The following is a 22,257-nucleotide window of genomic DNA, read 5'->3' as shown; positions in this document are numbered from 1 at the left end:
GTCGATCCTAGAGCGGGGGCGCCTCGGCGCATCGGAGGGGCGAGCAGCAGGCCTCGCCAGGACAGACGTCCCGCACTCGTGCCCTTGGGAGTGATCCGGTCAGGGTGATTGACCCGTGCACGTCAGCGCTGGTTGACTTCCGGCGTTCACGCGACGTTCCAGCCATTCCCCTCTCACCCCTCCGCAGGGTGCACAGGACAGCGGCCGGCGGTGAGTGGAAGACCTTCGGGGTGATGATGCGGCCACGAACAGCACTTTTCCTGGCGGCCACCGCGGCCCTCGCGTCCGGCATGCTCTGCGCACCCGCCACCCAGGCCCAGCCTGATCGCGAGGCCCCCACTCAACTGTCGCGGCTGTCCCAACTTCCGCGCCTGTCCGAGCTGTCGGAGACGAACCGGCTGGCCGACCGGCGCGCGGTGAGCATCGGTGACCGGTTCTACTCCATGAGCACCGAGGACGGCCTCTATCCCGCCGCCGGCTGGCACATCCGCGGCGAGATGGGCGGCATGTGGACCCAGCCGATCAAGCTGCTCGACGGCATGTGGTTCGGCCTGGACGGCCACTGGCTGGGGGACGGGACGGCCAAGGCGCGGAAGTTCACCAGCGGTTGGGGCTACACCCGTGTCGACTACGCGGCCACCGGCGGCGTCGGAGCGAGCCGGACCGACTTCGCCCCCGACGGGCTGCGTGCCGGGCTGGTGGGCCTCACTCTCACCGCGCAGCGGGACACGAAGGTGAAGCTCGCCCTCGACGCCCACTCCGAGCTGATGGACTCCTACCCCTGGGGCTGGACGCAGCCGGACCAACTCGCGTTCAACCTCCCGGACAAGGGCTCCTACTCCGGCGACGCGCTCGTCTTCCGCGAGCAGGGCACCCCCGACGTCCCTCACACCGACCCCCATGACTACGCGGCCGTCGTCGGCAGCAAACTCGCTCCGAACACCCATGAGTTGGGTCCGGACCATCGCGGTCCGCAGAGCGATCCCGTGATCTGCCCGGCCACCGGTGACGCGCCGAAGCGGTGCGACGACACCGCGTTCGGCAAGGGCACCGGCGGACGGCTGAACTACGGCGTCGAGCTCAAGGCCGGTACACCGATGACACTGTGGTTCGCCGTCGCCGGCTCGGACCAGGGGCCGCGGCAGGCGCGCACCCAGTACGAGCGGGTGCTCGCCGACCCGGAGGCGCTGCTCCGGAAGAGGATCGCCGAGCGTCGCGCCGTGGCCGCCCGGACGTCGGTCGAACTGCCGGGCGACCGGCTGCTGGAGCGCAGTGTCGAGTGGTCCAAGCAGAACCTCGCCGACTCCGCCCAGGAGTCCCATGACCTGCGCCTGCGGCTCGTCGACGAGGGCAAGGCGTATCCCGCGCCGGCCGGCGAGCTGAGGTCCGCACGGTGGCTGGGCGCCGGCTGGCCGGACTACCCGTGGCTCTTCGGGACCGACGGCGAGTACACCGCGTTCGCTGCGCTGGCCGCGGGCCGGTTCGAGGACGTGAAGACCCATCTGCGGTCGCTGCGCGACGTCAGCGAGGTCGTCAACGAGCGCAGCGGCAAGGTCGTCCACGAGGTGACGCCGGACGGCTCGGTCTACTACGGCGCCAACGGCGACCCGGGCAACACCGACGAGACCGCGAAGTTCCCGAGCGCCGTCGCCCTGGTGTGGCGCTGGACGGGGGACGACGCCTTCCGCGACGAGATGTACGACTTCACCGTGCGCAACATGAAGTCCGTCTACCGCACGCTCGACCAGGACGGCGACGGATGGCCCGAGGGCACGGGCAACGTCGAGCGCACCGGCATGGGCGAGGAGAAGCTCGACAACGCGGTCTACACCGTCCGCGGCCTGCGCGACCTCGCGGACATGGCGCGCAGCAGGCACGACACCGCGACGGAGTCCTGGGCGACGCGGCGCGCCGAGGCGCTGGAGCAGCGCTTCGAGAGCACCTGGTGGGCCGGCGGCGACACCGACCAGTACGGTGACTCGCTGCACGACCCCGACAACCGCCCCATCCTGCAACGCCATTGGATCGGCGTGACCCCGATGGACGCGGAACTGGTCCGCCCCGGCCGCCCCACCCTCCCCCTGGCCTCCCCAGAACACGGCCGAGCCGCGCTGCAGAGGCGGCAACAGAACTGCTACTCGGGCGAGTTCGGGCTCTACCACACCGGAACCGGCCCCACCTCCGCCGAGGGCGGCAACAAGGGAGCCGCCTGCGACAGCGCCGTGTCCGCCGTGCAGAGCGAGCGCGTCATCTACTCCCTCAACAGCGCGATCATGGCGGTCGCCGAAGGGAACTACGGCCGCCTGGGCAGCGACGAGCAGCAGCGCTACACCACGGCGAACGCCCGCATCCAACTCGACCCGTCCGCCTGGGAGATGCCGGGTGCGATGCCCGAGACCGCGCCGAGCCCGGACGCGCCCGCGAACATCGAACGCCCGCTGACCGAGCGGTCGATGGCGCTCCAGGCCTGGGGCGCGTACGGCGTCCTGTGGCCGGTCGTCCACCAGCAGCTCGGTGTCTCGCCCGACCTGGGCCGCAGCCGGCTCTCGGTGGTCCCGCAGGTGCCGACGGGCCAGGAGCGGATCGCCGGCCGTGACATCCGGCTGGCGGCGGGCTCCGTCGACGTACGCGCCCGGCACGAGGGCAGGAAGTACTCAACCGAGGTCACCCGGGACCGTCTGAAGGCGGACCTCGTCATCGGTCACGTCGTACCGACGGGCGCCGAGATCGGTTCGGTCACGCTCGACGGTCACCCGGTGGCGTACAGGACGGTCGCGACGGCGCGCGGCCAGGAGGTCGTCGCCTCCGCGCCGAGCGGTGAACGGCGTACGACGTTGGTGGTCACCCTCAAGTGATGGTGCGCGGCGCGCGGTTCGGAGGGTGGGCGTGCCCGCTGCCGTGCGCGCCGCGCCCCCTGCCGGACCGAAGCGGCAGGGGGGGCTGTAGGGCAACAGGCGGAGCGCTCTGCCCGCTTCGTGGGGCTACGGCTTGCGGGCCACTCCGCAGTAGATCGGCACCTGACCGCTCTCCAGGAGCGGCTCGCCGGTGGCCAGCTCAGGATGCCACTCGGGCGGGGAGACGACACCGGGCTCCAGCAGCTCAAGTCCCGTGAAGAAACGGCTGACTTCGGCGTGCGAGCGCGGCACGACGGTGACCCCGCGCGCCTTGTACGCCTCGGCCGCCCGGCCGATCGTGTCGGGGTCGAAGTCGGCGGTGCCGTTCGACAGGGCCAGGAAGCTGCCCGCCGGAAGCGCCGCCACGAGCTCCCCGACGATGTCGTGCGCGCCTTCGGAGTCGGGCACGAAGTGCAGGAGCGCGATGAGAGAGAGGCCGATCGGGCGGTCGAAGTCGAGGACCTTTCGGGCCTGTTCGAGGATCGTGTGCGGCTCGCGCACATCCGCCTGCACGTACTCCGTCACGCCCTCCGGCGTACCGTGCAGCAGCGCCTCGGCGTGGGCCAGCACGATCGGGTCGTTGTCGACGTAGACCACGCGCGACTCGGGCGCCGTCTTCTGGGCGATCTGGTGGAGGTTGGGCTCGGTGGGAATGCCGGTGCCGATGTCGAGGAACTGACGGATCCCCTCGCCGCCCACCAGCTTGCGGACGGCGCGGTGCATGAACCACCGGTTCTGGGTGGCCAGTTGCTTCGCCCGCGGTTCGAGCGCCGTGAGCTGGTTCCCGAGTTCCTCGTCTACCGGGTAGTTGTCCTTGCCTCCCAGAAGCCAGTCGTAAACCCGGGCGGGGTGCGGGCGACTGGTGTCGAGCGGACGGGCAACGTACTCGGTCATGGAGCGCTCCTCTGCTCGCTGCTGTGTGCGAGCAGTCTGACAATCTTCGACCGCGCTTGAAAACCACTTGGCCTCGAAAGTAGCCCGATACGGGCTCTTGGCCCGTGAGTTGATGACTCGTCAGGCCTGTCGAGGGTTCGGCTGGAGCACGGCGAACGCCGCTCCGCCCGGGTCCGCCAGCCAGGCGATGCGCCCGACGTCCGGCACGTCCGCGGCGGGCATCAGCACCGTACCGCCGCTCCTCTGCGCCGCCTCGACCGTGGCATCGGCGTCGGCCACGGCGAAGTACGGTACCCAGCCGGGGCTTTGCTGCCCGCTCTGCAGCGGAGCCACGCCGCCGAAGGATCCGTCCTGCTGATCGCCGTCCTTGATGCTCAGCACCCTGTACGTCATGCCGGGCGCCGGCATCTCCGCGGACCGCCAGCCGAACAGGCCGTTGTAGAAACCGATGGCCTCCTCCGGCTCACCGGCGTGCAGCTCCACCCAGACCAGCGTGTTGTCCTCGGACGTCTTCTCCAGGCCGCTGCCCGGCTGGAGCGCGGCGAACTGGGCGCCGTTCGGATCGGTGAACTGCGCGATCCACCCGTCGCCGACGTCCGTCGGAGGCACGCGCACCGTGCCGCCGCCGGTCTCCACCTCACGGGCGGTGGCCTGGATGTCGTCGCTCTGGAAGTACGTCGTCCAGGCCGACTTGGCACCCTCCTCGGTGAGCGGCCCGAGGGCGGCGACGGTCTTCCCGTCCTTCTGGAAGAAGCCGTACCCGCCCGCCTCCGGCCCCGCGGGCACGAACTGCCACCCGAACACGGAGCCGTAGAAGGCGGCGGCCGCGTCCGTGTCGGGGCTGCCGAGGTCGATCCAGTTGGGTGATCCGGTACGGAACTCGGTGCCGAGCATGCGATGTCCTCCCACGGGTCCAGTGCACAGACCCGTCACTATGCCCACCCGGCCGCCCCGCCCCGGCGCACCGGTCCGGACGGCAGCGGGGTTTCACTCGAGTCGGGGAACACGCGGGCCACCGTCCCGGCGATGGGGGATCGGCACGGTCTGCGCGACCGTCGTCGGCCTGCTGGTGTGCCAGTTGGTGCGGATCGCGGTGGACCCAGTGGCTCGAAGCGGAGGTCTCCTGTACGCGTCCATGAACCTCGGCAACGGCGTCCCGGCAGCCCTTACCTGCGGCCTCGTGGCCGAAATCGTCACGTGCGCGGTGCTGAGGGTGGCCATGGCGCGGGAGGAGCCCGCGGAGGTGGCGGCGCCCGAGGAGCCGTAAGCCATGGGTGTCCTGCCGCGGCGGTCCTGGCGGGCATTGTGCCGACCGGGGACGCCAGACCTCGTCATTATCGCCAGGGACGCCCCGCCCGCATCCTGTCCGGCCGCTTCTCAGACCGGCTTGCGCCACACGGAGATGTGTTGCGTGGAGTCCTGCGTGAACGGTGTGCCGTCCCAGTCCGCGACCCGTCGTTCCAGTTCGAGTCCGGCGATGCGGGCCATCAGGTCGAGCTCTGCCGGCCAGGCGTACCGGTGACGGGAGTTGCCGCGGCGGTAACGGCCGTCGGTGCCGTCGCGGGTGAAGTGGTTCGAGACGAGGATCTGCTCGACCAGGTCGAAGGTGTCGAAGCCGAGATGATGGTCTGACACATCGAACGGGACCGCGCTCTGACCGGGCGGCAGGGAACGTAGCGGCGGGACCTCCAGCTCGATGACGAAGCGGCCGCCAGGTGCCAGATGGCGGGCCGCGTTGCGGAAGCACTCGACCTGCTCGTCCTGAGTGAGCAGGTTCGAGATCGTGTTGTAGACCAGGTAGACCAGCGTGAACTCGCCCGGGATGATCGTCGTGGCCATGTCTCCGAGGGTGACCGGGAGCGTGTCGGCGTCGGCCTTGCGGCGCAGCACGGCCGCCATGTGTTCGGACAGTTCGATGCCCACGACGGGCACCCCGCGTTCCCGCAGCGGCACGCCGACACGGCCGGTCCCGATGGCGAACTCCAGCGCCTTGCCGTCCCCGGCCAGTTCGGAGAGGAAGGCGAGAGTCGGTTCGAGAAAAGCGGCCGAGGACCGCTCGGTCACCTCGTCGTCATAGCGCTCGGCAGTCGCACGGCCCCACAGCTCGCTGCTCGTCATGGACGGCCACTCTGCCGGGCGGGGTGGGGCGGTGTCGACGCGTTTATCGGGGCTTCGGGTGGTGTGGTGATGGGGAGGGGCTATACGTCGTGTCGGGCGTGGTCCCGTCGATGTCTGTGCGGGACTCCATAATCGGAGCAGGACCCCAGGACATTCGCAGGACATCCGCCGCGAGGAAAGCCGGTGGCCCGCATGGCACAAAAGCCCGTACGTCATCCCGTCTTCGCGTCCTTCTACGCCAAGGTCGCCGGCCCCGCGCTCGAGAAGGCCGGGATAGTGGCGTACCGGAAGCGGCTGTTGGCCGGGTTGGCGGGGCGGGTGGTGGAGGTCGGGGCGGGGAACGGATTGAACTTCGCGCGTTAGCCGGCTGAAGTGACGCAGGTGGTGGCCGTGGAGCCGGAGGCGCGGTTGCGGGGGTTTGCCGAGGAGGCCGCTCGGGAGGTGGCCGCGCCGGTCGAGGTGATCGGTGGGCGGGCGGACAGTCCGGGCATGCGGCGGGTGCAGCGGTTGGTCGATGCCACGCTGTGGCCGGTGCTCCGTGGGGGGTGCCATACCGGTAATGACACCCAAGCCGCCATTGTCCGGGCCGGGTTGAGGATCCGGGAGGTCGAGAAGTTCGCTTTTCCGGTGACACGGATTCCGTCGCCCGCTTCCACGCACATCCTCGGTGTCGCAGAGAGCCCAGGCGGGGCCGACGGCATGGCGTGACGTTCCGGCCTCGCAGGGGCGGACCCGTGTCCGTCCCTGCGAGGGCCGTGCCTTGGCTCAGGTCACCAGGGGGAGTGCCGGGCGGGACGGGCGGCCGGTGAGGAGGTCCGCCGCCACCACCTCGTCGGTGTCGTCGTCGACGACGGTGACCCGTACCGCCGGGTTGTCGGTGGTGTCCATCGAGGAGCTCGCGTCCAGGGCGAACAGGACGGAGACGGGGCGGGCCTTGGCCCCCGATCCGTGCACGCCCGTGAACCGCAGGATGCGCCAGCCGCCGTCGTCCCAGTGGTCGACCAGCGCCGACCGGACGACGGGCGAAGCGGCCTCCCAGGCCAGGGAGTTCTCCAGCAGCTCGACGGACGCGGCGACCGGTACCTGGTCCCCGTACGCGACGAGCGGGTGGCCGAAGATCCGTACCCGGAGCCTGCGCACCGGCATCAGCAGCCGGCGTTCCACCTCGCTGCTGAGCGCCGTCACCACGGCCGCCCAGGCGGCGAGGAAGGCCACCGAGGCCAGAGGCTGCCGGCCGGCCTGCGACCACCACGGGGTGGACGAGGCGAGCGCGGCGAGGCCGCCGAGGACCACCAGGCCCGCCCGTGCGAACGAGCGCCAGGTGATGCGGTCGTCGTCCTTGGCGCTGCAACCGCACGAGGACTCCGGCATCGTCGCCTTGGCGTGGGCGAGATAGCCGAGGAAGCCCGTCCCGAGCGCCGCTGTCGCCCACCCGGGAAACGCCGCTGCCGGAAGCAGCAACAGCCCTGCGGCGAGGAGCAGTTCGAGCGTGCCGACGGCCCGCAGCACCAGCACGGCGCGTTGGACGTCGTTCAGGACGCGGGCCAGGGCCGTGTCGGCGGCCTGCCGCTGAAGTGACCGGCTGCGCAGCTTGGCCGCGCCGGTCCAGGCGAGCAGGCCCCCGACCGCCACCGGTGCGAGGTTCCAGGCGAGTGAGATCATCCGGCCTCCCGCCTCAGTGCCCGGCCGTCACGCGGGCGATGTCCACCGAACCGTCGTGCGGCCGCCAGGCGCCCAGCACCTGGACCGCCTGGCCGATGCGCAGCCGGGACAGGTCCGAGGTGAGCGCGCTGCCCTGGTACGAGGCCGCGGTGGTGTCCCTGACGATGCGTCCGTGCACCGCGTGATTGTTGTGGGCGAGGTCGATACGGTCCTTGCCGAGGCCGCGGATGACGCAGTCGAGGTTGACGATGTTCACCCAGACCGCGTCCGCCGCGATGGTGCCGTCGGGCATCGGAACGCCGCGCGCGTACATCCCGTCCCCGGCCTCGATCACGTCCGCGGTGGTGGGGCGCAGCTTCCAGATGCTGGTGGCGTTGGTGAGCTGGACCTTGTAGTCGTCGCCGTACGAGCCCGCGACATGGAGCAGGCCGCCGGTGATGGCGGTGATCCGGCCCTCGGCGAAGGACGAGTCCGCGATCGCGGGGTCCAGCGGCTTCATCGGGGCGGCGAAGGCGGCGTCGGCGTCGAGCCCGCCGAGCGCGGACGCGCCCACGATGGTGGCGCCGCCGAGCGCGGCGGTGGTGAGGAAGCGCCGGCGGCCGAGGCCCGGGGCGTCCTCCGGCTGGGGTCTGCCGTGACGGCTCATGGCTTCTTCCCTCCCTCTCACTCGTAGATCCAGACCGGCAGCTTGCCGGAGCTGAGGCTGCCGATCTTCGAGAACGCCGCGGGGGTCAGGTCCAGCACGCGGTTCGACCGGCACGTGCCGTTGCAGCAGGTCAGCTCGCCGCACCAGTCCTTGGTGCGCGGACCGCAGTCCTTGATGGTGATGCACACGGTGGCGCCGGTGCACTGGTGCTTCACGTTCATCACGGCGCCGCAGCCGCGCCGCGGGATGTTCTCGCCGCACAGGTCGGGCCGGGTGATGTCCCAGCAGTTCGCGGAGGCGTTGGGCCACGCGCCGTGGTTGCTGCTGGACTGACAGCCGCCGCAGGCGCCGCCGCCCGCGCTGCTACAGGGACCCCAGGCGCTGCCGCAGCAGAACCACGAGGTCTCCCCTCTCCAGAGATAGGTCGATCCGCATGCCATGGTGACGCTCCCTTCGTCATCAAAAACGGTGGGGCGAGCGCGGTACATGTGTGATGCGTGCATGACAAAACAGCGCGTGGCCGTGCGCGGTGCCATGCCGCGCGGAGATGCCGAGTCGCCAGAGCTGGTCCAGGGACGCGTGTACGAGTGCTCGCCGGGGCCCGGAATCCCGGGCCGTGGAACCGCTTGCCGTGCGCCGCACTTGACGGTGCGGTGGTGCGCCGAGCCGTGCATGGAGCGGTGGTGCGCCGAGCCGTGCATGGAGCGGTGGTGCGAGAGAGACGAACGGAGCCATGATGGCGCGTTCTACGCGCGTCCGCCAGAGGGTGGGAGCGCACAGAATCCGCCATCGTTGCGGGAGTTGCGAGAGGTGGCACAGCGGGGCATCGGTCGCACCGCGGCGCCGTGGGCCTCGCGGGGCGCCGTTCGCCGCCTGTGCGCGGCTGCGCATCGAGTGCAGGTGAGAGGTGAAATCAGGGGCTTATCCGCAGATAATGGACGACGGTGTCTTCGGCGTCCCGCGCGTTGGTCCCCATGTGACGCGGGCGTTCCCGCGGCCGGAAGGAGTCCCCTGTGCGTCACCAGCTCCGTCATCTCATCAAGCCCCACACGCACGAGGCGGCCGACCGCGTCGACACGGCCCTGGAGTCCTCCGCGCGCGGCATGCGGGCGCTGTGGGTCTCGCTGGCCGCCCTGGGCGGGACGGCTCTCGCACAGGCGGGGATCGTGCTGGTCTCCGGATCGGTCGCCCTGCTCGGCGACACCGTGCACAACTCCGCCGACGCGCTGACCGCCGTCCCTCTCGGCATCGCCTTCGTCCTCGGCCGCCGGGCGGCCACGCGCCGGTTCACCTACGGCTACGGGCGCGCCGAGGACCTGGCCGGCGTCGTCGTCCTGCTGACGATCGCCGCCTCCGCCGCGTTCACCGCGTGGTCGGCCGTCGACCGGCTGCTCGATCCCCGGGACCTGCACCACGTCCCGGCCGTCGCCGCCGCGGCCGTGCTCGGCTTCCTCGGCAACGAGTGGGTGGCCCGCTACCGCATCCGCGTCGGCCGCGACATCGGCTCCGCCGCACTGGTCGCCGACGGACTGCACGCCCGTACGGACGGGTTCACCTCCCTCGCCGTGCTGCTCGGCGCGGGCGGTGCCGCCCTCGGATGGCAACTCGCCGATCCACTCGTCGGGTTGGCGATCACCGGCGCGATCCTGCTGGTGCTGCGGGACGCCGCCCGCGAGGTCCTGCGGCGGCTGATGGACGCCGTCGACCCCGCCCTGGTGGACGCCGCCGAGCGGGCCCTGGCGGACGTCGAAGGCGTCCAGGGCGTCGGTGAGTTGCGACTGCGCTGGATCGGGCACCGGCTGCGCGCCGAGGTCGCGGTCGTCGTGGACGCGGAGTTGACCGTACGGGAGGCTCACCGTGTCGCGGTCGGGGCCGAGCATGCCCTGCTGCACGCCGTGCCGAAGCTGGCCGCGGCGCTGGTGCACGCGGATCCCACGGTTGCCGAGGGTGAGGGCGATCCGCATCTCGCGCTGGCGCACCACGCGGCTGCCTGACGGCGGGAGGGTGCCTCATCGGGGTTGTTGGCCGTACGGGCTCACCGTGTCGCGGTCGAGGCCACGCCGTGCCGAAGCTGGCGGCGGTGCTGGTTGCACGCGGATCCCACGGTCGCCGAGGGCGAGAGCGATCCGCAAAGGTGCCTCAACCGGGCCGCGGAATGCTGCGCTTGAGCCCCTTGCGGTCGTAGTACGTCGTCATGGCGAAGCCGAAGAGCAGGGAGACCGCCACGCCGATCACCATCATGAGCCAGGCGCGGTCGAGGCCGGCGTCGCCACGGGCGTCGAAGTACAGGATCGCGCGGACGCCGTCCCCGAGCTGGCGCATCGGCTCGAAGACCGAGAGGAAGCGGTAGAAGCCGGGGAGTGCCTGGAGCGGGACCGTGGCGCCCGAGGACGGCAGCCCCAGGGCGATGAACGCGAACATCGAGACGAGCTGCCCGATGCCGCCGAACGCGGCGTTGATGGCCTGCACGGCGATACCCACGGCGAGGACGGCGCAGTACGAGAAGATCCACAGCAGCGGCAGATGACTCGCGTCCATGTGCCAGATCCCCACACAGCCCAGCATGATCAGTGACGCGCTGATGACGCTGATGCCCGCGGTCATCAGCAGCTTCAGCAGCAGGGTCTGCGTGCGGCTGACGCGGATCGTGGGCCGGCGGCTGTGCCAGGGACCCAACTCGATGTCCGCGTAGCCGAGCGCGCCGTCGACGCTGCTGTGGAGCAGGTTGCCGCCGAGGAAGCCGGCCAGGACGAGCAGCAGCGTGTAGTAGAAGGCGGACAGCCCGAGCCCGCTGTTGTTGCCGATGGGATGGCCCACCTTGGTGACCGTCCGCACCGGGTCGGAGAGGAGCACGCGGGTCGTGGAGTCGGCGCCGGCGCGGCCGGCGGAGGCCGTGAGCTGCTGCCCGACCTTCAGCGAGGCCTGGTGGGAGACGGTCGTCATGATCTGGCTGGCGAACGACGAACCGAGGCTGCCCTTGCCGGGGTTGGTGAGCACCGTGAGGGTCGGCGCCGTGTCGGCGCGGGTCGTGGTGAGCGCCGCGACGGAGTCGGTGAAGTTCGCCGGGACGACCAGGGCGCCGTAGATCTGGTCGGAGGCGAGCTGATTCCGCGCCTGGGCGCGGGGCAGCCGGCGCCACTGGGCCGAGTCGTCCGACTTGTTCGTGACGACGGCCTCGGTGAGCTGGGTGCCGAGGTTCTGCCGCTGGCCTGGCAGGGGAGAGCCCTTGTCCTCGTTCACCAGGCCGATCGGCATGTGGTGCAGATAGCGGGTCGGGCTGACGATGCCGCCCATGTAGAGCAGGGACAGCAGCAGGGCCAGCAGCCCGGTGAGGATCGTGGGCATCAGCCACAGCTTGGGCCGGCGCAGCAGCGCGAGGGCGGCCGCCTGCGGGACGGGGCCGGGGCCGGGACCTGCGGGCGATCGCTCAGGGTTACTTCTCTCGGCGGTCATGGTTGTCCAGCATGCGTGCCGGTACGGCGGAGGCATTTTGCGCCTCGCCGAACCTCCCACGGCCGGAGTAAGCCATCCATCGTCACTCCGGTGAAGGGGACTTCAGGCCACCACGCCGAGAACGTCTTCGATCTCCGAACGTGCGGCCGAGCAGCTCGTCGGCGCGGAACCGGGTACAGGGGGGCGGATGCTGTGCGCGGCACGTGGCCCGGCGCGGTATCGGCTGCCTGCGGTACTCCTACGTCCCGCCCGGCTCGCGCACCCCGCGCCGCCACCGCTGCCAGCCGGACCTGGCAGGCTCCGAACAGGCGGCGCGCGTAAGGCCGTTGTTCGCCTCCGAGCGCTACGGGACGCCCTGGTACGGGCAGTTGGCCGACCCCTGCGCCGAGGAAATCCGGCGCGGCGCGGACGACGGCGGCGAACTCGGCGCCTTCCACGACCTGTACCGGCCGCAGCGCGAGGACGGCCTGCGCGCCCGGCTCGCCGAGTACACCCCGGCCGGCACGGACGCCGGGATCTTCTTCGTGACATGAGCCGCCCCGCGTACGCCCACGCCCCTACGCCCGACCTGAACTTCCCGAACCAGGGGGACCCCATCCATGCACGCTGATCTCTCCCGCTCCACCTTCCGGCCGGAGCGGCACTACTCCGCCGTCGTCGCCCAGCAGGGCCGCGTGCAGCTCGACGCCGACCTCAACGAGCAGGCCGCCATCCAGCTCCACCAGGCCCGCACCCTCACCGCCGACTTGATCGGACAGCACGGCGGCCCGCGCGACGCCACCGGCTTCCGCATCGAGTACGTCGGCGGCAAGCACGACATCGACACCCTGTACATCCACGGCGGCCGCTACTACGTCGACGGCATCCTGTGCGACGCCGACCGCCCGGTGGCCGGCACACCCGTACCGGACGAGGACGGGGAGAGCCACGACGACGAGCACGAGACGCCGGCCGCGGCGGCGTACTGGGACTACTGGGACCAGCCCGACGGCTTCCGCGACCCGGAGAAGGCCGCCGACCGGCTGCCCTCGCCCGCCCAGTCGCCGTTCCTGGTCTACCTCAAGGTGTGGGAGCGGGCCGTCTCCGCGGCCGAGGACCCGGCGCTGCGCGAGGTCGCCCTGGGCGCGGCGCTGCCCGACACCGCGGTCCGCGCCAAGATCGTATGGCAGGTGCTCGCCCTGTCCCTGAGCGCGCTGGAGATCGAGGACGCCGACCCGTCCAAGGAGGTCGTCCGCGCCGCCTTCACCCGCTGGGCGCAGCGCCGGTCCGCGCCCTCCGCCCACCTCGCCGCCCGCAGCGAGCGGCCCGAGCACGCCGACGAGGACCCGTGCCTGGTCCGGCCCGACGCGCGCTACCGCGGCCCGGAGAACCAGCTGTACCGGGTGGAGGTCCCCGCGGGGGGCGCGGCGAAGGACGCCACCTTCAAGTGGTCCCGCGAGAACGGCTCCGTCGTCTTCCCCGTCGACGAACTCGACGGCACCTGGGTGCAGTTGGCGACCCTCGGCCTCGACGACAAGCTGGACCTGGACGTCGGCGACCTCGTCGAGGTCACCGACACCGCCTACGCCTCCCGTCTCGAACCGCTGCCCCTGCTGCGCGTCGAGGAGCTGGACCTGCCCGGCCGCCGCGTCCGGCTGTCCGCCGAACCCGACCCGAGCATCGGGCGGTTGCCGCATCTGCACCCGTTCCTGCGCCGCTGGGACCACCACGAGGGGCCGAGGCGCAAGGGCCGTACCGCCGCGCTCAAGGGCGGCGCCGTGCCCGTCACGGAGGGGGAGTGGCTGCCCCTGGAGGACGGCGTCGAGGTCTACTTCGCCAAGGGCGGCGACTACCGCACCGGCGACCACTGGCTGATCCCGGCCCGCACCGCCACCGGCAGCGTCGAGTGGCCCACCGACCCGGCCCGCCGCCCGCTGCTCCAGGCGCCGGCCGGGATCGCCCGGCACTTCGCGCCGCTGGCCCTGATCAAGGGCGAGGGCGGCAACGTCGACCTGCGTCTCGCCTTCGGCCCGCTGGCCGCGAGCATCCCGGCGGCGGACGAGGCCGCTCTGGAGGCCGAGGCCCGGGCCGCCGCCGAGGAGAAGCGGACGGAGAACGACCCCTCCCACGGCCGTTCGCAGACCACAGCGGCCGTGGAGGCGGCCGTGGAAGGAGACGAGTGATGGCCCAGCCGATGAGCGCGTCCAAGCTGGTGGAGATCCTGCGCGCGGAGGGCGTGACCGTCCACGAGGTGCGGGACTGGCGCCACCACAACCGCAACACCAAGGGCCCGTGGGGCCCCATCAACGGCGTGATGATCCACCACACCGTCACCTCCGGCACCGCCGCCTCCGTCGACATCTGCTACGACGACTACTCCGGGCTGCCCGGCCCGCTCTGCCACGGCGTCATCGACAAGAAGGGCCACGTCCACCTCGTCGGCAACGGCCGCGCCAACCACGCGGGCCTCGGCGACAGCGACGTCCTGCGGGCCGTGGTCGACGAGTCGGGACTCCCGCACGACAACGAGGCCGACACCGACGGCAACCGCCACTTCTACGGCTTCGAGTGCATCAACCTCGGCGACGGCAAGGACCCCTGGCCCGAGGCACAGAAGGAGGCCATCGAGAAGGTCGCCGCCGCCATCTGCCGCCACTACGGCTGGTCCGAGCGCTCCGTCATCGGGCACAAGGAGTGGCAGCCGGGCAAGCAGGATCCGCGCGGCTTCACCATGGACGGCATGCGCGCGCGGATCGCGAAGCGGCTGGCCGGAAAGGGCGGCGGGACGGACTCGGGCGACCACAAGCCCGCGCCCAGGCCGGCACACGCCCCGTTCCCCGGAAGCGGCTTCTTCCACACCGGACAGCGGTCGCCGCTCATCACCGCCATGGGCCGCCGCCTCGTCGCCGAGGGCTGCGGCCGCTACGAGCGCGGCCCCGGCCCTGAGTGGACCGAGGCCGATCGCACATCGTACGCCGCCTGGCAGCACCACCTGGGCTTCCGAGGTCAGGACGCCGACGGCATCCCGGGGAAGACCAGCTGGGACAGGCTCAAGGTGCCGGCCGTCGACTGAGCGGGAGCGCGCCGGGCGGGGCCGTCAGCCCTGCTCGGCGTCCTTCTCGCGCTGGGCCTTCTTGAGCCGGGCGCCTTCCTTGCGGACGTCGGCCTGGGTGGCGCGCTCCTGCTGGAGCCACTCCGGCTGCTCCTGCTTCAGCGCCTCGATCTGCTCGGTGGTGAGCGCGTCGGTGACCCCGCCGCGCGCCAGACCCGAGATGGACACGCCCAGCTTCTCCGCGACCACCGGACGCGGGTGCGGGCCGTTGGCACGCAGCTCCCGCAGCCACTGGGGCGGATCGGCCTGGAGCTCGCCCAGCTCGGCGCGCGTGACGACACCCTCCTGGAACTCGGCGGGGGTGGCGGGGAGGTACACACCCAGCTTCTTCGCCGCGGTGGCGGGCTTCATCGTCTGGGCGCTCTGGTGGGACTTCATGCGGTCAAGGGTATCGGCCGCCCGCCGGGCCTTCCGACCACGGCCGACCACGGGCGTCCGGCCGCGGTCGATCACGGGCGGCCGGTCACGGCCGATCACGGGCGGCCGGTCACGGTCCGACTACGGGCGTCCGGCTGCGGTCGGCCACGGGCGTCCGGTCACGGCCGACTACGGGGCATCCCGCCACGGCCGGTAACCTGGCCTGGTGACAGGCTCGGAGGAATCACCGTCGTTCCGGCTCGCATACGTTCCCGGAGTGACGCCCGCCAAGTGGGCGCGGATCTGGAACGAGCGTCTGCCGGACATCCCGCTCACCCTCGCCCAGGTCCCCGCGGCCGAGACGGACGGTCTGCTGCGCGGCGGCGAGGCCGACGCGGCGTTCGTACGGCTGCCCGTCGACCGTACGGTCTTCAGCGCGATCCCCCTCTACACCGAGACCACCGTGGTCGTGGTGCCGAAGGACCACGTGATCACGGCCGCCGACGAGGTGACCCTCGACGACCTGGCCGACGAGGTCCTCTTCCACCCCCTCGACGACGTCCTCGACTGGGACAGCCCGCCCGGCGAGCCCGCGTTCGAGCGCCCGGCGACGACGGAGGACGCCATCGAGCTGGTGGCGGCGAGCGTCGGCCTCCTGGTCGTCCCTCAGTCCCTGGCCCGCCTCTACCACCGCAAGGACCTGACCTACCGCCCGGTCACGGACGCTCCGCAGTCGAGCGTGGCCCTGTCCTGGCCCGAGGAGGCCACGACCGAGCTGGTCGAGGACTTCATCGGCATCGTCCGCGGCCGCACCGTCAACAGCAGCCGCGGCCGTGCGGAAGCGCCGCCGTCCACCGAGCCGGCGAAGCGCAAGAGCACGGAGAAGGCACCCGCCCGGAAGAACCCCGCGGCGGGCGGCGCCAAGTCCGGGAGCCGGCCGCAGCGAGGCCGCGCGGGTGCTCCGAAGGGGGCCAAGCGGGGCAACCCGCGCCGGCGGTCGTAGGGAACGTAGGGAGTAGGGGAACCCGGACCCGGGCCGGTGGCCGCTCAGCCCGTCCCAGAACCGTCCCGCATGTCCGCGACGGCCAGCGTCAGCGCGGCCAGGATGAACAGCAGCGAGGTCAGGAAGCCCAGTTGGAGGGCGCCGGAGGCGCGGCCGTGGTTGGCCAGACGGGCGAAGTACACCGCGCCCACCGCGGCGATCCCCGCCGCCGACCCGATCCGCTGGCCGGTCTGGAGCACCCCGCCCGCCGCTCCCGCACGCCGTACCGGCACCCGGGCCAGCGTGAGCGTCGTGTTGGGCGCCACGGTCAGGCCCGAGCCGATCCCGGCGACGAGCAGGGGCAGCGCCGCGGCCCACCCCACGTACCGGCCCGGCACGAGTTGTACGGACACGATGACGCCCACGAGTCCCAGCGCCACACAGCTCAACCCTCGGACCACCAGCCCCCGGCCGTAGCGGCCGACCAGGCGTCCCCCGGCCAGGGCGGCGAGCGCCGATCCCACCGCGAACGGCATGGCGGCCGTCCCCGCGGCGAGCGCGCTGTAGCCCATGGTGATCTGCAGGAACAGCGTGTACACGAAGAGGACCGAGGTGAAGCCCGCGAAGTACGCCAAACTCAGCAGTGCGCCCAGTCTGAACGCCCGCACGCGGAAAAGCCGCAGGTCTAGCAGTGGCCCCCGGCGGCGCCTCAACTGCCGCCCCTCCCACGCCCAGAACGTCGCCAGCAGCAGGACGGCCAGGGGGACCAACGCCCATTTGCCCCGCCCGGACCAGGCCTGCTCCTGCACCAGGGGCAGCATGAGCGCGAGCGCACCGGCACCGAGAAGCAGCACCCCCGGCACGTCGAACCCCTCCCGTGGATCCCTGCGCGGGGCATGCCGGGGGAGCAGGCGCAGGGCTGCGATGATCACCGCCGCGCCGATCGGCAGATTGACGTAGAACACCCAGCGCCAGCTGCCGGAGGCCTCGATCAGCAGACCGCCCGCCAGCGGGCCGACCGCGGTGGAGACGGCGACGACGCTGCCGAACGCGGCGAAGGCGCGCGCACGCTCGGCGCCCTTGAACATCTGCTGGATCAGGCCCGACCCCTGAGGCGCGATCAGGCCCCCGGCCATGCCCTGGAGCAGCCGGAACACCACGAGCCACGTGCCGGTCGGTGCCAGTCCGCAGGCCGCCGAGGCCAGCGTGAACAGCGCGACCCCGGTGATGAAGGTCTCCCTGCGGCCCCGCAGGTCACCCAGCCGTCCCGCCGGGACGAGGACCAGGCCGTACGTGAGGGCGTAACCGGACACCACCCAGGACAGGTCGGCCGTGGCGGCGTGCAGGCCGCGCTCCATCGAGGGCAGCGCCACGATCACGATCGACGTGTCGAGCAGGGTCATGAAGCCCGCCGTCAGACAGACCGCGAGCGCCTTCCAGCGCCGCCGCTCGTCCGCGACGGGGTCCGACTGCCGTACCTGGACCGTCGTCATGGTGCCTCGAGGTTCACGATCTCGATCATGCGGGAGGTGGGCATGCGACTCGCCTTCTCGTGCGTCCTGCGCTCACCGTAGGAACGGCCGCCGCCCCGCGCGCGGCGCGACAGGGACGGGGGAGCGGCCAAACGGTCGCCTGGCCGGTGCGGGGCCCGGATCCTGCCCCGGCGGCCGGCGTTGGTGCTTCCGGGTGGCGACGCGGGAACGGCGCCGGGGCCCGCGAGCCCGGCATGATCCGAACGAGAGGCGCTAGCCGCGCGCCGACCGGCCGACCGACTCCACCAGCGGCAGCAGCCGGTGCGGCACCCGCTCGCGCAGGGCCACCTCCGTGCGGGTGCGCACGACGCCCGGCAGGCTGATCAGCTTCTGGATCACGTCCTCCAGGTGGGCGTTGTCCCGCGCCACGACCCGGGTCAGCAGATCCCCGCCGCCCGTGATGGAGAAGGCCTCCACGATCTCCGGTACGCCCGCCAGCGCGTCCCCGACGTCGTCGAGGTGGCCCTGGGTGACCTCGATGTGGACGAAGGCGAGCACCGGGTGGCCGAGGGCGGCGGGGGAGAGCGAGGGGCCCGTGCCGGTGATGACGCCGTCGCGTTCGAGGCGGTCGAGGCGGGCCTGGAGGGTGCCTCGGGCGACGCCGAGGATGCGGGCGTACTCGCGGACGCTGGTGCGCGGCTGCTCCAGCAGCAGCCGCAGAATGCGGGTGTCGAGCTCGTCCACGGCCATCGTGCTGCGGCCTCCCCTCGCGTCGGTCCGCCGATCATCGCCGACTGTACCAATGGCTCAGCGGTACGCGACGCGGTCGTGCCGTCTGACCTGGTCCGTTGGCCCGACGGGCGGCGTCTGGGGGGTCTGCGTTCTGTGCCATTGGTCCAGTGACGCGGGGCTCACTTGAGCCAGAGGCCGTTCAGATGCTGTGATGGGCATGTCGATGGCGCTGCGGATCCCGCGGCGCCTTTTGTGTGTCGGTAAGAGGGCTTTTGTCCTTTGTCGTCCGGAGGGGGCGGGAATTTGGTGCTCAAGAGGGTGTTCACGGCTCCGGACCCGGGGCTGATGCGACTGCGGTTCGCCGCACGGGCCGTGCTCGGCATCGCGGCGGCGGTCGTCATGTGCGGCCTCGCCGGCTACTCCCTCGTGGGCGCGATCATCGGCGGAATCACCGCGCTGCTCGCCCTGTTCACCGTCACCGACGCCACGATTCGCGGGCAGGCGGTCACCACCGCGCTGCTGCCCGTCGTCGGCCTGCCCGTGCTCGCCGCGGCCGCCGAGCTGCACGACCATTCCGTGGCCCGCGACCTGGCGTTCGTCGCCGTCGTCGGAGCGGGCGTGTACGCGCGCCGATGGGGGCCGCGCGGCCACAGCCTCGGCGTGTTCGCCTTCATGACCTTCTTCGTCGCCCAGTTCCTGCACGCCGCCCCGGCGCAGCTGCCCGAGCTGGACGCCGCCGTCGGGCTGGCCGTGCTCACCGCGGCGGCGGTGCGCTTCGGCGTGTGGTGCTACGAGCGCCGCCTGCCGGTTCCCGCCGCGCCCCCGGCCCCGCCCGGCGGCACCGGCCTGGCCCGCGTGACCACCCGGCTGGCGGTCCAGGCGGCCGCCGCCGCGGGAATCGCCCTCGTCGTCGGCCAGCTGGTGTCGGGACAGCGCTGGTACTGGGCCGTCGGCTCCGCCTGGTGGATCTTCGTCAACGTCGCGTCGCGCGGCGAGACCCTGGTCCGCGGCGCCCGCCGGATGCTCGGCACCCTCGTCGGTATCGGCCTCGGCTTCCTGATCGCCATCCCGGTCGGCGGGCAGCCCGTCGTCACCGCGCTCCTGGTCGCCGCGTCCGTCTTCGGCATCTTCTACACGGCCGCCGTGTCCTACACCTGGATGATGCTCTGCGTGACCCTGCTGATCGAGCTGCTCTACGGCCTCCTCGGCCACCTCACTCCCGGCCTGCTCGCCCTGCGTCTCGTCGAGACCGGCATCGGTGCCGTAGGCGCCCTCCTGGCCGTGCTGCTGGTCCTGCCCGTCACCACCCACGCCACCACCGACGCCTGGATCCAGCGCGCCCTGCGCTGCGTCCACGCCTGCACCGAGGAGGCCGCCGCCCGGCTGGCCGGCTCGACGACGGCCAACCCCGCCGTCCGCGCGGCCGAACTCGAACAGCTCCTCGGCCGCGTACGGCTCTCGGTCGCCCCGCTGGTCCATCCGCTGAACCCGCTGCTCGGCCGCAAGCGCCGCGCCCGCCGGGTCCTCGCCCTCCTCGACGACTGCGCCCGCGAGATCCGCGGCCTGGTGGCCGTCGCCACCGACCCGGAGGCCTCCCACGACGCCCGACTGGCCGCCGCCTGCTGGCGTGTGGAAGCCGCGGTCGAGGCGCTCACCGAGGGCGGCTCCGAGCACATCACCGCCCCGGCCGAGCCGCCCGCCGAACCGGTCCTGGCCCACCTCCACGGCCTCGAACGCGCCCTCGCCGACCTCGCCGAGCCCCTGCGGACCCCGGCGGCGGCACCCCGGGTCGGAGCCTGAGGACCGTCCGGCCGAGCTGCGTCTTGGTCTAGACCGCCGCTGATCGACTGCTACCGTCGGCCCCGAGCGGCTCGGAACGGCTCGGAGCGAGAGGGGACGGCAGTGGCGGACGGCGGCAGACGGCGCAAGGCGTTCATCGGGTCGTTCACCGCGGCCGGCGGCCCCGGTCTGCTGACGGCCGCCGTGCACCCGCACACCGGGGCGCTGACCCTGCTCGGCCGGGTCCAGGGCCTCGCCGACCCGTCGTACCTGGTGCTGTCGCCCGACGGCGACATGCTGTACGCGGTCAGCGAGACGGCCGACGGCGCGGTCGCCGCGTACCACGTGCGCGGCGACAAGCTGGAGCCCGCCGGGGCGCCCGTGCCCGTCGACGGCAGCGGACCCACCCACCTCAGCCTGCACGCCGGACACGTCCTGACCGCCAACTACGGCTCCGGCAGCGTCACCGCCGTGCCCCTGTCCGTGGACGGCACCCTCGAGGCCGCCCCCTCCGGCGTCCTCCAGCACTCCGGCGCCGGCCCGCACGAGAGGCGCCAGCGCGGCCCCCACGCCCACCAGGTGCAGCCTGACCCGAACGGCCGCTGGATCGTGAGCGTCGACCTCGGCACGGACTCCGTGCGCGTGTGCGAGCTGGAGGACGGCGAGCCCGTCCTGCGCCGTGAGATCGCCCTGCGCCCCGGCTCCGGCCCCCGCCACCTCGCCTTCGGCCCGGAGGGCCCGGACGGCACGTACGCCTACGTCGTCAACGAGCTCACCCCGACCGTCACCGTCTGCCGCTGGGACCCCGCCACCGGCACCCTCAAGCCGCTGACCGAGACGCCGATCCTGCCGGGCGCCCCCGCCGGAGACGCCTACCCCTCCGGCATCGTCGTCTCGCCCGACGGCCGCTTCGTGTGGATCGCCACCCGGGGCGAGGACGTCCTGTCCACGTTCGCCGTCGAGGGGGACCAGCTGCGGCTCGTCGGCACGGTGCCCTGCGGCGGACACTGGCCGCGCGCGCTGGCCGAGTCCGGCGGCTTCCTCTACGTGGCCAACGAGCGCTCCGGTGACGTGGCCTGGTTCGCGATCGACCCGACGACGGGCCTGCCCCGCTACGAGGGCTCCGTCGCGGTCCCCGCCGCCTCCTGCATCGTCTTCGACGACTGAGCCCTCGTACCGCGGGGCAGGCCAAGCCGAAGGGCCCGCTCCGGTTGCCGGAGCGGGCCCTGGGGCGTACGGGTGCCGTGGTGGATCAGTGGGCGGCGGACGCGCCCTGCGGCTGCTGCGGGGCGATACCGAGCGCCGTCGTGTACTTGGCGAGCGCCAGCTTGCCGACCGCCGGGTACGCGCCGAGGGCCTCGGCGGTGGTGCAGTCCACCTCCGCCGCGGCCGCCTCCAGCAGCGCCGGGTCGATCTCGGGGCCGATCAGGTACGGCGCCAGCGCCAGCTGCTGCGAACCAGAGTCACGCAGCTGCTCGGCGACGGAGGCGATCGCACCGTCCTCGTCCAGCGCCGCCGCCATCACCGGGACGGCCAGGCGCGCGGCCAGCAGCATGCCGGTGATGCCGGCCGCCTGCACGGCCTCGTCGCCGCCCACGGAGGCGAGGATGATGCCGTCGGCGGCGGTCGCCACGGTGAACAGACGCGCGCGGTCCGCGCGGGCCAGGCCCGCCTCGGACAGGCGCACGTGCAGCCCCTCGGCGAGCAGCGGGTGCGGGCCGAGGACGTCGGTCAGCTCGGCGGCGACCCGGCTGTCCATGACGGCCTGGCGGAACTGGCGCAGCAGCGCGCTGTCCGGACCGGCGAGCAGCGGCACGACGACGGCGACCGGGCCGTCGGGCTTCTTGGCGTCGGAACCGGCGGCGACGGCCTGCTCATAACGGGCGGTGCGCTCTTCGGCGGCGTGCGCGAGCACGGACTTCAGGCTGGCGAACTCCGCGTCGTCCCCGTCCAGGTAGCCGATCCTGGCGTCCAGGCCGGGCAGCTCGGAGCGGGCGATGCTCACGACCTCCTCGGCGAGGCTGCGCGTGGCGGCGCTGGGCGTGCCCGGCACCGCGAGGACGAGCGCGGGCGCGCCCTCGGGAGCCACCAGCGGTTCGGGGCGGCGGTGCCGTCCAGGCTGGCGGGGGCGCGGCATTCGTACTGGCAGGCCGGCGGGCCCAGTGGGGGAGCTCATG

20 protein-coding genes and 1 pseudogene are annotated in these 22,257 nt (G+C 72.4%); 10 read left to right on the top strand and 11 right to left on the bottom strand.

Annotated features, from left to right (window positions below; all coding sequences use genetic code 11):
• Nucleotides 1-188: 188 nt before the first annotated feature.
• Complete coding sequence (locus QFZ74_RS02695; protein ID WP_307619164.1) at nucleotides 189-2,855, top strand: hypothetical protein; 2,667 nt, start codon at nucleotides 189-191, stop codon at nucleotides 2,853-2,855.
• 126 nt (nucleotides 2,856-2,981) lie between these two features.
• On the opposite strand, the gene QFZ74_RS02690 is transcribed toward QFZ74_RS02695, so the two are convergent.
• The 3 genes from QFZ74_RS02690 to QFZ74_RS02680 all read right to left on the bottom strand — a co-directional run bounded on the left by QFZ74_RS02690 (nucleotide 2,982) and on the right by QFZ74_RS02680 (nucleotide 5,906).
• Nucleotides 2,982-3,788, bottom strand: a complete 807-nt coding sequence (locus QFZ74_RS02690; protein ID WP_307619163.1) for an SAM-dependent methyltransferase — start codon at nucleotides 3,786-3,788, stop codon at nucleotides 2,982-2,984.
• 120 nt (nucleotides 3,789-3,908) lie between these two features.
• Nucleotides 3,909-4,682, bottom strand: a complete 774-nt coding sequence (locus tag QFZ74_RS02685) for a VOC family protein (protein ID WP_307619162.1) — start codon at nucleotides 4,680-4,682, stop codon at nucleotides 3,909-3,911.
• A gap of 483 nt (nucleotides 4,683-5,165) precedes the next feature.
• On the bottom strand, nucleotides 5,166-5,906 hold the full coding sequence (locus tag QFZ74_RS02680; protein WP_307619161.1) for a class I SAM-dependent methyltransferase: 741 nt from the start codon (nucleotides 5,904-5,906) through the stop codon (nucleotides 5,166-5,168).
• Nucleotides 5,907-6,098: 192 nt separating this feature from the next.
• Here QFZ74_RS02680 and QFZ74_RS02675 point away from each other — a divergent pair, with 192 nt between their 5' ends.
• Entirely contained in the window at nucleotides 6,099-6,269 is a 171-nt protein-coding gene (locus QFZ74_RS02675) for a hypothetical protein (protein WP_307619160.1), read from the top strand.
• Between the two features lie 9 nt (nucleotides 6,270-6,278).
• Nucleotides 6,279-6,614: a hypothetical protein gene (locus tag QFZ74_RS02670; RefSeq protein WP_307619159.1), complete on the top strand. Its 336-nt coding sequence runs from the start codon at nucleotides 6,279-6,281 to the stop codon at nucleotides 6,612-6,614.
• Nucleotides 6,615-6,671: 57 nt separating this feature from the next.
• Here the strand turns inward: QFZ74_RS02670 and QFZ74_RS02665 are convergent, their stop codons facing one another.
• The 3 genes from QFZ74_RS02665 to QFZ74_RS02655 are packed head-to-tail and all read right to left on the bottom strand — an operon-like array spanning nucleotide 6,672 to nucleotide 8,654.
• A complete protein-coding gene (locus QFZ74_RS02665; RefSeq protein ID WP_307619158.1) occupies nucleotides 6,672-7,568 on the bottom strand; it encodes a MauE/DoxX family redox-associated membrane protein in 897 nt (298 codons plus the stop codon).
• A gap of 13 nt (nucleotides 7,569-7,581) precedes the next feature.
• Nucleotides 7,582-8,214: a cell wall protein gene (locus tag QFZ74_RS02660; RefSeq protein ID WP_307619157.1), complete on the bottom strand. Its 633-nt coding sequence runs from the start codon at nucleotides 8,212-8,214 to the stop codon at nucleotides 7,582-7,584.
• 17 nt (nucleotides 8,215-8,231) lie between these two features.
• Nucleotides 8,232-8,654, bottom strand: coding sequence for a hypothetical protein (locus QFZ74_RS02655; RefSeq protein ID WP_307619156.1), 423 nt, complete (start codon nucleotides 8,652-8,654; stop codon nucleotides 8,232-8,234).
• Between the two features lie 573 nt (nucleotides 8,655-9,227).
• On the opposite strand from QFZ74_RS02655, the gene QFZ74_RS02650 reads away from it, so the two are divergent.
• The gene (locus QFZ74_RS02650) at nucleotides 9,228-10,208 is read left to right on the top strand and encodes a cation diffusion facilitator family transporter (RefSeq protein WP_307619155.1); all 981 of its coding nucleotides are present in this window, start codon (nucleotides 9,228-9,230) and stop codon (nucleotides 10,206-10,208) included.
• Nucleotides 10,209-10,353: 145 nt separating this feature from the next.
• Here QFZ74_RS02650 and QFZ74_RS02645 read toward each other — a convergent pair whose 3' ends face one another.
• Nucleotides 10,354-11,667, bottom strand: a complete 1,314-nt coding sequence (locus QFZ74_RS02645) for a YhgE/Pip domain-containing protein (RefSeq protein WP_307619154.1) — start codon at nucleotides 11,665-11,667, stop codon at nucleotides 10,354-10,356.
• A 200-nt stretch (nucleotides 11,668-11,867) separates the two neighbouring features.
• On the opposite strand from QFZ74_RS02645, the pseudogene QFZ74_RS02640 reads away from it, so the two are divergent.
• From QFZ74_RS02640 to QFZ74_RS02630, 3 genes and pseudogenes are all read left to right on the top strand, one after another.
• Nucleotides 11,868-12,200 (top strand): annotated as a pseudogene (locus QFZ74_RS02640) (hypothetical protein); the annotation flags it as partial.
• Between the two features lie 66 nt (nucleotides 12,201-12,266).
• Nucleotides 12,267-13,829: a DUF6519 domain-containing protein gene (locus tag QFZ74_RS02635; RefSeq protein ID WP_307619153.1), complete on the top strand. Its 1,563-nt coding sequence runs from the start codon at nucleotides 12,267-12,269 to the stop codon at nucleotides 13,827-13,829.
• Nucleotides 13,829-14,719, top strand: coding sequence for a peptidoglycan-binding protein (locus QFZ74_RS02630; RefSeq protein ID WP_307619152.1), 891 nt, complete (start codon nucleotides 13,829-13,831; stop codon nucleotides 14,717-14,719). Before QFZ74_RS02635 ends, QFZ74_RS02630 begins: the two co-directional genes overlap by 1 nt.
• A 24-nt stretch (nucleotides 14,720-14,743) precedes the next feature.
• On the opposite strand, the gene QFZ74_RS02625 is transcribed toward QFZ74_RS02630, so the two are convergent.
• Nucleotides 14,744-15,136 (bottom strand): DUF5997 family protein, encoded by a 393-nt coding sequence (locus QFZ74_RS02625; RefSeq protein ID WP_307619151.1) that lies wholly within the window; start codon nucleotides 15,134-15,136, stop codon nucleotides 14,744-14,746.
• A gap of 205 nt (nucleotides 15,137-15,341) precedes the next feature.
• Here QFZ74_RS02625 and QFZ74_RS02620 point away from each other — a divergent pair, with 205 nt between their 5' ends.
• Nucleotides 15,342-16,118 (top strand): LysR family substrate-binding domain-containing protein, encoded by a 777-nt coding sequence (locus QFZ74_RS02620; protein WP_307619150.1) that lies wholly within the window; start codon nucleotides 15,342-15,344, stop codon nucleotides 16,116-16,118.
• Between the two features lie 44 nt (nucleotides 16,119-16,162).
• Here the strand turns inward: QFZ74_RS02620 and QFZ74_RS02615 are convergent, their stop codons facing one another.
• Both QFZ74_RS02615 and QFZ74_RS02610 read right to left on the bottom strand, forming a co-directional pair.
• On the bottom strand, nucleotides 16,163-17,590 hold the full coding sequence (locus QFZ74_RS02615; protein WP_307619149.1) for an MFS transporter: 1,428 nt from the start codon (nucleotides 17,588-17,590) through the stop codon (nucleotides 16,163-16,165).
• Between the two features lie 252 nt (nucleotides 17,591-17,842).
• Entirely contained in the window at nucleotides 17,843-18,319 is a 477-nt protein-coding gene (locus QFZ74_RS02610) for an Lrp/AsnC family transcriptional regulator (RefSeq protein ID WP_307619148.1), read from the bottom strand.
• 288 nt (nucleotides 18,320-18,607) lie between these two features.
• Here QFZ74_RS02610 and QFZ74_RS02605 point away from each other — a divergent pair, with 288 nt between their 5' ends.
• Both QFZ74_RS02605 and QFZ74_RS02600 read left to right on the top strand, forming a co-directional pair.
• Complete coding sequence (locus tag QFZ74_RS02605) at nucleotides 18,608-20,101, top strand: FUSC family protein (protein ID WP_307619147.1); 1,494 nt, start codon at nucleotides 18,608-18,610, stop codon at nucleotides 20,099-20,101.
• A 102-nt stretch (nucleotides 20,102-20,203) separates the two neighbouring features.
• Nucleotides 20,204-21,247 (top strand): lactonase family protein, encoded by a 1,044-nt coding sequence (locus tag QFZ74_RS02600; protein WP_307619146.1) that lies wholly within the window; start codon nucleotides 20,204-20,206, stop codon nucleotides 21,245-21,247.
• An 85-nt stretch (nucleotides 21,248-21,332) separates the two neighbouring features.
• Here QFZ74_RS02600 and QFZ74_RS02595 read toward each other — a convergent pair whose 3' ends face one another.
• Nucleotides 21,333-22,256: a sirohydrochlorin chelatase gene (locus QFZ74_RS02595; protein ID WP_307619145.1), complete on the bottom strand. Its 924-nt coding sequence runs from the start codon at nucleotides 22,254-22,256 to the stop codon at nucleotides 21,333-21,335.
• Nucleotide 22,257: the final 1 nt, after the last annotated feature.

It is taken from the genome of Streptomyces sp. V3I7 (assembly GCF_030817495.1).
Classification (GTDB): domain Bacteria; phylum Actinomycetota; class Actinomycetes; order Streptomycetales; family Streptomycetaceae; genus Streptomyces.
This window is presented reverse-complemented; position numbering and strand designations above follow the sequence as displayed.